The organism is Caballeronia sp. (assembly GCF_028292365.1).
Lineage (GTDB): Bacteria > Pseudomonadota > Gammaproteobacteria > Burkholderiales > Burkholderiaceae > Caballeronia.
Window position 1 is genome coordinate 15,831 of record NZ_JAQGMM010000393.1, and the last position, 14,383, is coordinate 30,213.

The window sequence follows — 14,383 nt, forward strand, 5'->3', positions numbered from 1 at the left end:
TACGAAAGAAGCCGCAAACTAGCTGCAGACTATGAGACTTGATCGCTGCACTTGTTGCAATCTGTCCCCGAAGAGGATCGTCCACTGAAATCGAACCTCCCTTGTGCTCGACGCGTCGGTTTGCTGGGCGGCACGTTCGACCCGATTCACGACGCTCATCTGGCCCTTGCGCGCCGTTTCGCCGAGTTGCTCGACCTGACCGAACTCGTGCTTTTGCCGGCGGGCCAGCCGTGGCAAAAAAAGGATGTAACCGCGGCGCATCATCGGCTTGCCATGACTCGCGCGGCGGCGGATTCGCTGCATGTGGAAGGTTTGCAAGTCATTGTCGCCACCGATGAAATCGACCACGACGGCCCGACCTATACCGTGGAGACGCTGGCTCGCTGGCGCGCGCGAGAAGGTGCGGACGCGTCGCTGTCACTTTTGATCGGTGCCGACCAGCTCGTACACCTTGATTCGTGGCGCGACTGGAAACGCCTGTTCGAATTCGCGCACGTGTGCGTGGAAACCCGCGCAGGATTTGATGTCTCAACGGTTTCTCCCCCTGTCGCTGCGGAAATTGCCGCGCGCAGCGCCCCGGCTGAGGTGCTGCAATCCACGCCGCACGGCCATCTGCTGATTGATTCCGCGCTGGAGCTGGAAGTGTCGGCGACCGGCATCCGCGAGCAACTGGGAGAACGCCTGCGGGCGCACGCGGCGGGCGAGATAGACGCCGAGAGTCATGTACCGTCCGCCGTATGGGACTATATTGTTCAACACCACTTGTATCATCGGTAAAAACCATCGGTAAAAATATGGAAATTCAAAAGCTTCAACGCGCGATCATCGACGGTCTCGAAGACGTCAAGGCGCAGGACATCAAGGTGTTCAACACCACTCACCTGACCGCCCTCTTCGACCGTGTCATCGTCGCGAGCGGCACGTCGAATCGTCAGACCAAGGCACTCGCCAACAGCGTGCGCGACAAGGTCAAGGAGCTGGGCGGCGACGTCCTCAGCACCGAAGGCGAAGAGATCGGCGAATGGGTGCTGGTGGATTGCGGCGACGCAGTCGTCCACATCCTGCAACCGGCGCTGCGCCAGTACTACAACCTCGAAGAGGTCTGGGGCGACAAACCCGTGCGCGTCAAGCTGCAAAGCTCGGGTGGCTTCAGCGGCGCCCAGGTAAGCGTGTCAGACGACGACGAAGACGACGAGCCAGCCGCCAAGCCGGCTCGCAAGACTACGCGGCGCTAACGCTGGCCGAACGCGAACGTCGCGCTGTCCGTCGTCATAAAAGCGCGGAGGTAGCGCGGGCGTAGCGCTTTGCAATGTCGCCATGAAACTTCACATCCTTGCGGTCGGCCACAAGATGCCCGGCTGGATCGCGACCGGCTTCGACGAGTATGCGAAACGCATGCCGCCCGAGCTGCGTATCGAGTTGCGCGAGATCAAACCCGAACAGCGTTCATCGGGACGTAACGCCGAGAGCGTGATGGCTGCCGAACGCGTGCGGATCGAGGCGGCGCTGCCCAAGAATGCGCGGCTTGTCGCGCTCGACGAACGCGGCCGTGACTGGACCACCATGCAACTCGCCGGCGCATTGCCGGACTGGCAGCAGGAAGGCCGCGATGTGGCGTTCGTGATCGGGGGCGCCGACGGTCTGGACCCGCAAGTCAAGGCCCGTGCCGAAGTCCTGCTGCGGGTTTCAAGTCTCACGCTGCCGCACGGCATGGTCCGCGTGCTGCTGGCCGAACAGCTTTATCGCGCGTGGAGCATCACGCAGAATCATCCCTATCATCGCGCTTAAGGCGTGGCATCGGGGCGTTGAATGACCACGCCCGGGCTAGCCTGCGCGTGACCTTCAATATCTGCGAATATGCCATCGTCCACCTTCCCTTTCGTCTATCTCGCGTCACAAAGTCCCCGGCGGCAAGAACTCATGCAGCAACTCGGCGTGCGCTTCGAGTTGCTGCTGCCGCGTCCCGATGAAGACGCCGAAGCGCTCGAAGCCGAGTTGCCCGGCGAAGCGGCTGACGCCTATGTGCTGCGGGTTTGCGCGGCAAAGGCGCAAGCGGCCTGCGCACGCCGCCTGCACGGCGATCATCGCGCGGCACCCATCCTGGTTGCCGATACGACCGTCACGCTCGATGGAGCGATCATGGGCAAGCCCGACAACGCCGACCATGCCGTCGACATGCTCGAACGGCTATCCGGACGCGATCACGAGGTGCTGACAGCGCTTGCCGTGGTCGGCGCCGACGGAGTTCTGCTCACGCCTGTTCTATCGCGTTCGCTAGTTCGCTTCGCCGCTGTCGGGCGTGCTGCACTGCAGCGTTACGCGGCCACTGGCGAACCGCTCGGAAAGGCCGGTGCATATGGCGTTCAGGGACGTGCAGCGGCGTTTATCGAACGAATCGAGGGGTCCTATTCGGGTATCATGGGCCTGCCTCTTTTCGAAACAGCAGCACTCCTGCGCGTGGCGCGCGTCGACTTCTAAACAGTCCATGAACGAAGAAATCCTGATCAACGTCACACCGCAGGAAACCCGCGTTGCCCTCGTTCAGCAAGGCGCGGTGCAAGAACTTCACGTCGAGCGCACGTTGTCGCGCGGACGGGTAGGCAATGTGTATCTCGGCAAGGTCGTGCGCGTGCTGCCCGGCATGCAGTCGGCTTTTATCGATATCGGGCTCGAGCGCGCGGCGTTCCTGCACGTGGCGGATATCTGGCATCCCCGTATTGCCGGCGAAACGCATTCGAACACGCCGCATACGCCGATCGAGAAGATCGTGTTCGAAGGCCAGGCGTTGATGGTGCAGGTGGTCAAGGATCCTATCGGCACCAAGGGCGCGCGGCTTTCCACGCAGGTGAGTATCGCGGGGCGAACGCTGGTCTATCTGCCGCAGGAACCACATATCGGGATCTCGCAGAAGATTGCCAGCGAGGCCGAACGCGAGGCCATCCGGGCACGGCTCACGGCCGTTCTTCCTGTCGATGAAAAAGGCGGGTACATCGTCCGGACGATCGCGGAAGATGCGTCGAGCGAAGAGCTCGCGGCTGACGTCGCTTATCTGCGCAAGACATGGACAACGATTGTCGCGCAGGCGCAGCGGGTAGCGCCGACCTCGCTGTTGCATCAGGATCTCAATCTCGCTCAGCGCGTATTACGCGATTTCGTCAACGACGAGACTTCGCGTATTCAAGTCGATTCGCGCGAGACGTATCAAATGCTGGCTGACTTCGCGATTGAGTTCACGCCCGCTGTGGCTTCGCGCGTGCATCACTATGCGGGCGAGCGCCCGCTCTACGACCTGTACAACATTGAAGCGGAGATTCAGAAGGCATTGTCACGTCGCGTTGACCTGAAGTCGGGTGGTTATCTGATGATCGACCAGACTGAGGCAATGACCACTATCGACGTGAATACGGGCGGTTATGTAGGTGCCCGTAATTTCGACGATACGATCTTTAAAACCAATCTCGAAGCGGCGCACACCATTGCACGGCAACTGCGGCTGCGCAATCTGGGTGGAATCATCATTATCGATTTCATCGATATGGAGAACGTCGAGCATCGCGACCAGGTGCTTGGCGAGTTGAAGAAGGCGTTGTCGCGAGACAGGACGCGAGTGACGGTGAACGGGTTTTCGCAATTGGGGCTGGTTGAGATGACACGCAAGCGTACGCGTGAATCGCTCGCGCATGTGTTGTGCGAACCGTGTCCGACCTGCGATGGCAAAGGCCAGGTGAAGACGCCGCGCACCGTGTGTTACGACGTGCTGCGCGAGATCATGCGTGAGTCGCGTCAATTCAATCCGCGTGAGTTTCGCGTGGTGGCGTCGCAGCAGGTGATCGATTTGTTTCTCGAAGAAGAGTCGCAGCATCTGGCCATGCTGATGGACTTTATCGGCAAGCCGGTTTCGCTGCAGGTTGAGTCGAACCTGAGTCAGGAACAGTACGATATTGTTTTGATGTAGCCGATAACGAATCCGGCCGCCTGACAATCGGCCGGCTGGCGTTTAAACAGAATCGCTTCACCCACCATCCCAAAACTACGACACTCGCCCCGGGGCCGTTATCAACCCCCGGATCTTTTGCCGTAGCTGAATCACATCCTCGGTCACATAAGGCACCTGCTCCGTATACGCACAACGAATCATGTACGTCAGGGCGGATTCGATCTGGTACAACATGGCAGAAGCAGATTGATCAGTTGAAACAGTCTCGTTGGACTCGATCGACGGTGAGATTTCTTGCATGATTTGGCTCCGGAATAACAGGCAAACAGGCTATGCCTGGTGCTTAGTTGACACCAAACATTCACCGCCGTTGCGTTGCAAAAAATTACCAACGATTGTCGGATCTTTTTTCCGTTACATCCGTTTCTGTTACGCCCGATTCCTGGCCGATCATCGTCCCGTTGGACCCTTCATATTCCGTCGAAAGCGCGATAACGGCCCACCCGCCTGTAAGGTCAGATAAGACTTGTTAGTTTGAAAGTAAACGACAATGCACTTATCCGTAAGTAAACTCGCTCCAGGATTTATTAATAGAACAGGGCGTCATGGAGCAGCTTAAACATAGTGAAGTATGGCAATCGTCATCGGACCAAACCGGTCGCAAGCCGGTCGCCTGGCGTTACATGTTGGGCGACGGCAAGTGGCGGTATCAGCGCGAATGGTCAAACGGCGCGGACATGCATCCAGTGCATGAACTGACCACGGAGGCAGCGGAAGCACTTAACCGCTCGCCGGGTTGATTCAGAAGCGCACCCTCCCCGATCCCCTTCACCGCCGCAAACTCCGGTCAATCGCCGCGACCAGTCCCTTAAGAGACACCGGCTTGCTCAAATGCCCGTTAAAGCCGGCGTCGAGCGCCCGGATGACATCCTGTTCACGGCCAAACCCGGTGAGCGCCAGTGCAGGCAGCCGCGCGGTTCGCGGTGTCTTTCGCATCTGCTGGATCATCTCGTAGCCGTTCATGGTCGGCATACCGATATCCGACAACACTACATCGAACTCCTGCTGGGCGACCGCTTCAAGTGCCTGCTCGGCGCTCGGCTCTGCACGCACCTGCGCACCTTCCATTTCAAGCAGCGTACGAAACGCTTCTAATGCTTCGATGGAGTCATCGACGAGCAACACGCGCAAGCCCTTCAAGATGCCCGGATCGACGGTTTCACGCGGCGTTTCCACCGGCGGCGACGGTGCGTTCTCCGGCAGCCATAGCTGGAAGCGCGCCCCCTGTCCCTGCCCCGCTGACTCCACTTCAATATGCCCGCCATGCAACTCCGCGAGTTGCTTCACGAGCGACAGCCCAATCCCAAGACCACCTCGGTCCCGTCGGCCGCCGCCATCGGCCTGACTGAACATCTCGAAGATACGCGGCAGAAAGCCGGGATCAATACCCTGCCCCGTATCCGCCACCTCGACGCAAACCAACGCGTCTTGCCGCGATAATGCGATCCGCACCCGCCCGCCATGCGGCGTGAATTTCAGCGCATTGCGCACGAGATTCCAGACCATCTGCTCGACGCGCTCGGCATCGGCATGAATCATCACAGCGGCGTCGGTGCCCACCACCGACAACTCGATATCACCCGCCTGCGCATCCGCCGCGCTCGCGGCCACGACCGCCTGCAGCACGGACGAGATCTCCACCGGCGCGAACCGGAGCGCGAGCTTGCCGGTACGCACACGCGACAGGTCGAGCAAGTCGTCGATGATCCTGGCCTGTCCGGCGACGGCGCGCTGGATGGCATCGGCGGCGTCCTGCACGCTTGAGATATCCCGCACATCGGGTATGCGCGTGAGCAATTCGGCCTTCACGTGAATCAGGTTGAGCGGGTTCTTGAGCTCATGCGAGAGCACCGAAAAAAACTCGTCCTTCAACCGGTTCGCCGCTTCGGACTGCGCACGAATTGCGCGTTCGAGCGTGAGTGCAAGTTGCTTCTGGCTCTCGATGCCGGTCCTGTTGGTGACATCGCGGGCAATCTTCGCGTAACCGCGGAACTGATCGGACTCGATCGGCGTGGTGACACCGCTGCAATAAATTTCGGTGCCGTCGGCGCGCACATGCCAGCGTTCGTCTTCAACACGACCGGCCTGAGTGGCGCGTTGCCGCTCGCGCAAAGGCGCACGCGTTTCACGATCGTCGGGGAGAAAAATGAGATCAAGCGGCTGGCCTCGCACTTCGCTTTCCACATAACCAAAGATGCGTTGCGCGCCGCCGTTCCACGTGACGATCAAACCGTCCATGTCCAGCACGATGATCGCGTAGTCGTTCGTGGTAACGGCGGCCAGCCGCAAGCGTTCTTCACTGCTGCGCGCCGCCGCTTCGGCCGCCCGGCGTGCCGTGATGTCGATCAGTGTGATGACTGCTCCGTCAATCTGATCGTCTGCCGTGCAATACGGCAGCACCCGCGCAAGAAACCACTCACCGCGGTCCGTGCGGATCTCGCGCTCGGTGAACGTGAGCGTGTCGAAGGCCGCGCGTGCATCGGCGGCCATTTGCGGATAGTCGAGCCGGTGCGTGAGATCCAGCAGCGGCCGCCCGATGTCCGATGCAATCAGCTTGAAGAGCCCGACCGCCGGCGCTGTATATCGCTTGATACGCATTTCCCGATCGACGAACACCGTCGCAATGCCGGTGGACGAGATCAGGTTGCGCAAGTCATCGTTCGCCTTGGCCGTCTCGGTGACGGTGTCGCAGAGTTCCAGATTCACCGTCACCAGTTCTTCATTAACCGACTGCAGCTCTTCCTTGCCCGCCTCAAGCTCCTCGCTGGTCGAGCGCAACTCTTCGTTGATCGCCTGTAATTCTTCATTCGACGCCATTAACTCCTCGGAGGACACGCTGGCGTCTTCCGTCAACGAGTCCATCTGCGTCTGCGCGCGATACAGGTCCTGTTCCAGATCGACGAGTTTGGCAGCATCGGCGGAGACGTCCTGCACGGGCGCATTCTGTTGAACTGCTGTATCGGCGTCATTCCCGGCGTCATTCCCGGCGTCATTCCCTGCCTCGTTCCCTGCCTCGTTCTCGATTTCGTCGAAGAACACGACGATCACGTCTTCGCCACTCTCATCATCCTTGAACCGCCGTGCCGATAGTTTGACGTACGAGGGCGTCTCGCCGCGCGAAAAGCGCACGCGCTGCGACACTTCGCTGTCCCCGTCGCGCAACACGCGATGCAGGGTGTTCCGCAATTCCGCGCGCAGATCCGGGTTGACGAGCGTGAGCAGATTGCGCGATGGCTCACCGCTAACATACTGAAGAAAACGTCCAGCGTGACCGGACATATGCAGGATCGCGCCATCGCGGTCCACAGTGACGTTTGGCGGCGCGTAACGCTCGAATACGCGCTGGCGCAGCGTCGCGAGTGAAGCGGACGTCTCGCGCCCGAGACCCGGCCGCGTGGGGATATCGAAGATCGCGGCGGGGCGGATGAGCGGCAGCGGCGGCATGGCGCGCGTGCCCATGCGCTTTGACCGGTAAATGCGGTTGCGCTTGTCCACTTGCTCGAACAGGTCACTTGCAATGTCGGTGGATTCCGCCGCGCCGAGAAACAAGAACCCGCCCGGCCGCAGCGCAAAGTGAAACGTCTCCAGCACTTGGCGCTGCACTGTCCTGTCGAGATAGATGAGCAGGTTGCGGCACGAGATCAGGTCCATCCCCGAAAATGGCGGGTCGCTCAGGATGTTGTGGACAGCGAACACCACCTTCTGGCGCAGTTCCTTGTTCACCTGGAAACGGCCACCCGGCTTCACGAAAAACCGCCGCAGCCGCTCAGGCGATACGTCCGCCACGATCGATCCTGCGTACACGCCCGCGCGGGCCGTATCGATTGCACTCGCGTCGACATCGGTCGCGAAAACCTGGATCAACGGAAATTTGCCCTGGGCCGGCCCATGCTCGATCAGCAGCATCGCGAGCGAGTACGGCTCCGCTCCCGTCGAGCACCCCGCCGACCATGCGCGCACCGGCTCGTCGGGCGAGCGTCTTGTGAACAGGTTCGCTACAACCCGCTGCTCGAAGGCATCGAACGATTTGCGGTCGCGGAAAAAATTCGTCACACCGATCAGCATGTCCTTCAGAAGCGCAGTGGTCTCCTCAGGATGCGTTTCGATAAATCGCTTGTACCCGGCCAGATCAGCTACACCATTTACCTGCAGCCGCCGTTCGATGCGCCGCATGACGGTGCCACGTTTGTAGTGCCGGAAATCGTGGCCCGTGCGGATACGCAGGATGGTCAGCAATGCGTGGAGCACGTCAGCATCGGCGTCGATGGTCGAAACCACTGGCTCGATACGGTGTTCAATATCGGGATCATTTGACGGAAGCTCGTCGACGGCATACAGCATTTTCATCGCGCGGGCGTTGTCGCGCAGCTCGATCAGGCGGGCGGGCATCCGCTCGACAGACAGCACGATATCGACGAACCCGGTTGCCAGCGCATTACGCGGCATCTCGTCGAATTCCGCGTCAGTCGGGTCCTGCACGATGTTTATGCCGTTCCGCTCCTTGATCCGCGCAATCCCCATCGAGCCGTCGCTGCCCATCCCCGAGAGGATGATGCTGATCGAGCGTGCCTGGTGCGCGTCCGCCAGGCTCCGGAAGAACAGGTCGATCGCGACCGGCCGTCGTCGCGACGGATCGCTCGGGACGACATGAAGACAGCCGTCCGCGAGCGATAAATCGTTCGACGGTGATATCAGGTAGACCGTGTTCTTTTCAATTGGGGTGGTGCCGAAAACCTGCACGACCGGCATGGAGATCGAGCGTTGCAGCACTTCGTCGACATGGCTCGCATGATTCGGCGATATATGCAGCACGGCGACGAACGCCATGCCGCCGTCCGCCGGCATACCCTGGAGCAAACGCATCAGCGCCTGAATCCCACCCGCGGACGCGCCGATACCGACAATCGGGAAGTCGACTGAATGAGGATTGAACAAGGATGAGGATTCGGCGGACGAAATTGTCCGGACAACGGGCGGCTTTCTAATGGTCATTGGAGGCTCCTTTCGAGCACTTGCAAACCGGCCGGGCAAAAGCGATTTGCAAGCCTGCTTCCTGGGCCATCCGCGCCGGGTGTCCTTCCGCCTCGCGAGATAGAAACAGGTAATAACGACGTTAACGCCGTCTACTTATTTCAACGATATTAATCCTTATCAGGCATTGTGGAGAGAAGATTATTGGTTAGTCAGCCTGCTTGCTTTCCGTAGCGGTATTTATTGAACATTACAAAACATCGAGATCTCGATTCGGTACGAATGATGATTCACGACGATGGTGATTGAGAAATTATCGGTAGGTTTTATCGAAACAATACGGCAATATTTTAAATCTGCAATGATTACACCTTGCATTAACGGCTGATTAGCACACTCGGTCGGTTTATCGTTTTCATAAATTCATCTCTCGTTCACTCCAGAAACAAACGTTACGTCGCGCGGCGGAATGTCGTAACGGCGATCGTAACGACGGGCTGCGCATGACCGCTGCTCATTGTTTCCGGCCTCGTCCGGCACCCCGCCAAACCTTGTCAATGAAAAAGCCGCTGGTGTTTCCCCGAGCGCGGCGGAACGTGGCAGGGTTCATGCTCAAAGCCCCATAAGCCGGGCATTGACCAGTCAACGGCGAAGCGGCTCGTCAACTTGCCGGGCCGGGTTTTAATGGAGCACCAAACCATACCGGCTTTTACAGCGCATATAAATGCGCTGGATCGGATGGCAATAACCAGCGACCGCAAAAAAGACGGCGCCACCGGGGAACACGATGAATCACCTACTCATAGAAAACTGATCTTGCGCATCTGGAACAGATAATCACCAGGTTGCATCCAAGTCACGGGCTGTCTTTATCATATTGGCGCAATCGTGTTGATTCTTTTTTGTCAATGAGCCTCATGCCGGCGCAACGCAAGCGCATAAACTATATAGATGCTGTCATCTCGACGCTCGAACAAGCCGCGTCGAGTAACCCATCCTGCCGATGACAGAGCAAGGTTCGACAGGCCGCCGAACGACCTGTCGACGATCAAGTATCCAGGTTGACTCGTTTTGCACCCAATCGTCCCGCAATGGGCGCTGGTGAATATCACATCTAATAATAGTCCATGCCGCAAAAACATAATCTCATCGCCTTTCAAGATCGAAATAATGATCGAAATCACCTTATTCGGCGATGATTCGGCAATGAAATCTTCAGCTAAAAAGGCCGCCGCTTAATAATGCTGGACACAATTATTTTAAGTTTTTAATATCACTTCGCTGACCCCTGGACGAACGCCAACAAAAAACCCAACCGTCGCCAGGTTTCAAGGCTCGCTTGTCTTCACCAACGAACTTGACGCAACGTTTCGCCACGCTAGATTGGCGCGATGCTGGCCAAGTTGTCACTGACGGTCGCCGCGGGAATCGTGAGAATCGCGCGGATTGCGGACGCGACGACTTCCGATGAAGATCGTCAAATCCCGGTAGCCTTCAATCAACCTCATTGAATCGTCAGGACCCGCGTGCCGTCTTTTTTCATCGATCGTCCGGTTTTTGCGTGGATTGTCGCCCTGGCCATTTTCGTGGCGGGCGCCCTGGTCACGCCCTTTCTGCCCGTCGCGCAATATCCGCGACTGACACCGCCGCGCATTGTGATTGATGCGATGTATCCGGGCGCGGCGCCGGAAAGCGTGGACAACACCGTGGCGAGCGTGATCGAAGAAAGCCTGGACGGCGCCGAGGGCTTGCAATACTACGAAACCACCAGCGACAGCCTGGGCGAACTCGAAATTGCGGCCACGTTTTCGGCGGGTACCAACCCGGACATCGCCATGGTCGATGTCCAGAACCGGATGAAGCAGATCGAGTCACGCCTGCCGCAGCAGGTCGTGCAGCAAGGCATCAGCGTCTTCAAGTCGACCGGCACGTTCCTGATGCTGGTCGCACTCACGTCCACCGACGGCCACCGCGATTCCGTGGAACTGAGCGACTACGTCAACCGTTATATGCTGCGCGACCTGAAGCGCGCACCGGGCGTTGGCTCGGCCGAATTGTGGGACGCCGGAGAGGCGTTGCGGGTCTGGATTGATCCAATGAAACTGCGCGAATACAACTTGGCCGCTGCCGACGTCACCCAAGCCATCGCGGCTCAAAACGCAACGGTCACGGCCGGCACGCTCGGCGACGTGCCCTTCGTCACCGGTCAGCAATTGACGGCGTCGGTGACGGTCAGGGGGCAACTGATTTCGCCGGGCGAATTTGGCGAGATCGTGCTGAAAGCGCGTACGGATGGATCGGCCGTTCGGCTAAAGGATGTCGCACGGGTCGAACTGGGCCGCGACAGCTACGCGTCGTTTTCGCGGCTGAACGGCAAGTCGGCGACAACGATCGGTATCCGGCTTTCGCCTCAAGGCAACGCGATGGAAACCTCCGCCGCGATCCGCGCGAAGCTGGCCGAACTGTCGCGTAGCCTGCCACCGGGCACGGCGGTGGAAATTCCGTTCGACAACTCCAAGTTCGTCCACGTCGCGCTGCACGAAGTGGCGCTGACGCTGTTCGAAGCCGTACTGCTCGTGTTCCTGGTCATGTGGCTATTCCTGCGCGACTTGCGTTATGCGCTGGTGCCCACGGTGGTCATTCCGGTTGCGTTGACCGGCGCGCTGCTTGCGCTTTATGTGCTCGGCATGTCGATCAACGTATTCACCATGTTCGCGATGGTGCTGGCGATCGGCATCCTGGTCGACGATGCCATTGTCGTGGTCGAGAACGTCGATCGCGTGATGCGGGAAGAGGGTCTCGCGCCACGCGCGGCCACGCGCCGGGCGATGCAGCAGATGGGTAGCGCGATCGTCGGCATTACCGCGGTGCTGACCGCCGTGTTCGTGCCAATGGCGTTCTTCCCCGGCAGCGTCGGCGGTATTTACCGGCAGTTCACGGTCGCGATGATCGCGTCGATTCTCGTGTCCGCGTTCACGGCCCTTTCGCTGACGCCGGCGTTGTGCGCGAACTTGCTGAAAGCACCGCCGCGGAGTGCCTTGCGGCATGGAGCTCACGGGTCGCATGGATCGCAAGATTCACACGGTTCGCACAGTTCGCACGAGGCCAGCGGCCGTTCGTTCGGCTTCACGGCAGCCTTCGACTGGACCTCGCGAAAATATCGCGGGCTTGTTGCGCGCGTGCTGCGCCGTGCGGGTCCCATGCTCGCGGTGTATCTCGTGCTGGCGGGCGCCTGCGCGTTGCTTTATCTGCATATGCCGGGCGGCTTCTTGCCTCAGGAAGACCAGTCGCAGCTTCAGGTAATGGTGCAGTTGCCGGCGGGCGCCACGCAGGCACGCACGCTCGCGGTCGTCGAGCAAGCGGAAGCGATCCTGAAACGCGAGCCGGCGGTGGCCAACGTGACGAGCGTGGTCGGCTGGAGTTTCCAGGGCAGCGGCCAGAACGTGGCCATGTGTTTTGTCGATTTGAAGGACTGGTCGGCGCGCGATACCGACGCGGCCACGCTGCGCGACACGCTGAATCGCTCGCTCTCGAAGATCATGGACGGCACCGTGGCTGCCCAGATGCCGCCGTCGGTCCCGGGCATGGGCCATTCGGAAGGGTTTGTGATGCGGCTGGAAGATCGCGGTGGCATTGGCATTGCCGCGCTGACCGCCGCGCGCGAACAACTCTTCGAGCAGGCCCGCCACAATTCCGCTTTCGCCGATGTGCATTCGGAAGCGTTGCCGGACGCGCCGCGCATCGTGCTGGACGTCGACCGCGCGAAGGCTTATGCGCTGGGCGTTTCGTTCGACAAGATCGGCGACGCGCTGGGGAACACGTTTGGCTCGTCTTATATCGACGACTTCCCTTCGGGCGGCCGCATGCGTCGCGTGATGGTCGCTGCCGACGCGCCGTCGCGCATGACCGAAGAGAGTCTGATGAACCTCTCGGTGCGTAACGCCGCGGGGCAGATGGTGCCGTTGTCCTCCGTGGCATCGCTGCACTGGACGACCGGGCCGTCCGTCCTCACGCGCTACAACGGTTCGCCGTCACTCGATGTCAGCGGCCGGCCCGCCAACGGCATAAGTTCCGGCGCGGCAATGGCCGAAATGGAACGGCTCGCGCAAGCACTGCCGGTGGGCGTGGGTTATGACTGGACCGACACGGCGCTTGAAGAAACGCGTGCCGCCAGCCTGACGCCCATCTTGATTGGCTTGTCGCTGCTGGCCGTGTTCATGGCGCTCGCGGCGCTTTACGAGAGCTGGACCATCCCGCTCGCGGTGCTGACGATCGTGCCGCTGGGCGTGATTGGCGCAGTGATCGCGATGCTTCTGCGCGGCATGCCGAACGATGTCTATTTCAAGGTCGGGATGATCACGGTGATTGGGTTATCGGCGAAAAACGCGATCCTGATCGTGCAGTTCGCGCGCACGCTTTACGCCGATGGCGCGTCATTGACGGACGCCATTGTCACCGCGGCGAGTGCGCGCTTCCGGCCGATCGTGATGACATCGGCGGCGTTTTTGCTCGGCGTCGTGCCTTTGCTGGTGTCCACGGGCGCCGGGGCGGAAAGCCGGCGATCGATCGGAACGGGCGTATTCGGCGGTGCCATTACGGCGACCGTACTGGGGCTGGTGTTCACACCGCTTGCGTTTTATATCGTCGTATCGGGGCAGCGGTTGATTCAAAGCCGGGTGAAGTCCATGAAACGGGAGAAAGTCACGGCAAACGTTGAGTCCGAGGCGCCGCGTCGCGACGTTCAAGGCTCGCAAGAGGGGTAGGGGGTAAGTTTAGAGTGGCGCCGCGTGCCCTGTTCCCCAATGCGATTCCCCTATGATGGCGACATCTATCGTACTTTCGCGCGTCGGGAGGCATGTCATGCAGTTTCCAGCAGGATCCGTTCAGGCGCTCAGTTCGGCCGCGTCGACGGTGTTTTCCATCGGCATCGTGTTCCTCGGTTACTGGGGTATTCACGAGGGCTCGCATTGGCGTTCCGGCGATGTCTCCGTCGCCCTGCTGGCGCTCACCGGATTCGCGTGCCTGGGCCTGGTGCCCTGGCTGGCCACGTCGCCAACAAAACGCTCCGACGATGAATCCCGCTTGCGTATCGCGCGTCATGCGTTTTTGGGTGGCGTAGGTGCGCTGTGGCTTGCGATCGTCGTGTCAGTGTTCACGCAATGAGGGCCGCTCGCGCGGTGGTTTCAGTCGTCGGCTCCCTTCCCATCTCCAGCACTGGTTCCTCATGAAGATTCGAGCAGGTCTTGTCGTTGAACTCGCGGCCAATCTCGTGCTGCCGTGGCTTGCGTATCGGCTCGCGTTGCCGCATTGGGGCGAACTCGGCGCGCTGTACGCGTCGGCGGTGCCACCTGTTGTCTGGAGTCTCGTGGAATTCGCGAGAACCCGCCGCGTCGATGCCCTCAGCATCCTGGTCCT

Annotated in this window: 9 protein-coding genes and 1 pseudogene; 9 read left to right on the top strand and 1 reads right to left on the bottom strand. The window is 60.0% G+C overall.

Annotation, left to right across the window (positions count from 1 at the left end; all coding sequences use genetic code 11):
• Nucleotides 1-51 precede the first annotated feature (51 nt).
• The 6 genes from JWR14_RS23650 to JWR14_RS23675 all read left to right on the top strand — a co-directional run bounded on the left by JWR14_RS23650 (nt 52) and on the right by JWR14_RS23675 (nt 4,737).
• Complete coding sequence (locus tag JWR14_RS23650) at nt 52-777, top strand: nicotinate-nucleotide adenylyltransferase (protein WP_299712823.1); 726 nt, start codon at nt 52-54, stop codon at nt 775-777.
• A 17-nt stretch (nt 778-794) separates the two neighbouring features.
• A complete protein-coding gene (gene rsfS / locus JWR14_RS23655) occupies nt 795-1,235 on the top strand; it encodes a ribosome silencing factor (protein WP_299712826.1) in 441 nt (146 codons plus the stop codon).
• 82 nt (nt 1,236-1,317) lie between these two features.
• Nucleotides 1,318-1,788 (top strand): 23S rRNA (pseudouridine(1915)-N(3))-methyltransferase RlmH, encoded by a 471-nt coding sequence (gene rlmH / locus JWR14_RS23660; RefSeq protein WP_299712829.1) that lies wholly within the window; start codon nt 1,318-1,320, stop codon nt 1,786-1,788.
• 69 nt (nt 1,789-1,857) lie between these two features.
• A complete protein-coding gene (locus JWR14_RS23665) occupies nt 1,858-2,478 on the top strand; it encodes a Maf family protein (protein WP_299712832.1) in 621 nt (206 codons plus the stop codon).
• Nucleotides 2,479-2,485: 7 nt separating this feature from the next.
• Nucleotides 2,486-3,955 carry a ribonuclease G gene (gene rng, locus JWR14_RS23670; protein WP_299712835.1) on the top strand — a complete coding sequence of 490 codons (1,470 nt, stop codon included), beginning with the start codon at nt 2,486-2,488 and terminating at the stop codon, nt 3,953-3,955.
• A 587-nt stretch (nt 3,956-4,542) separates the two neighbouring features.
• Nucleotides 4,543-4,737 carry a hypothetical protein gene (locus JWR14_RS23675; protein ID WP_299712838.1) on the top strand — a complete coding sequence of 65 codons (195 nt, stop codon included), beginning with the start codon at nt 4,543-4,545 and terminating at the stop codon, nt 4,735-4,737.
• A gap of 28 nt (nt 4,738-4,765) precedes the next feature.
• Here JWR14_RS23675 and JWR14_RS23680 read toward each other — a convergent pair whose 3' ends face one another.
• Nucleotides 4,766-8,989: a CheR family methyltransferase gene (locus JWR14_RS23680; RefSeq protein ID WP_299712841.1), complete on the bottom strand. Its 4,224-nt coding sequence runs from the start codon at nt 8,987-8,989 to the stop codon at nt 4,766-4,768.
• Between the two features lie 1,505 nt (nt 8,990-10,494).
• On the opposite strand from JWR14_RS23680, the gene JWR14_RS23685 reads away from it, so the two are divergent.
• From JWR14_RS23685 to JWR14_RS23695, 3 genes and pseudogenes are all read left to right on the top strand, one after another.
• A complete protein-coding gene (locus tag JWR14_RS23685; RefSeq protein ID WP_299712844.1) occupies nt 10,495-13,731 on the top strand; it encodes a multidrug efflux RND transporter permease subunit in 3,237 nt (1,078 codons plus the stop codon).
• A gap of 97 nt (nt 13,732-13,828) precedes the next feature.
• A complete protein-coding gene (locus JWR14_RS23690; RefSeq protein ID WP_299712847.1) occupies nt 13,829-14,131 on the top strand; it encodes a hypothetical protein in 303 nt (100 codons plus the stop codon).
• 61 nt (nt 14,132-14,192) lie between these two features.
• Nucleotides 14,193-14,383, top strand: a pseudogene (locus JWR14_RS23695) (hypothetical protein); the annotation flags it as partial.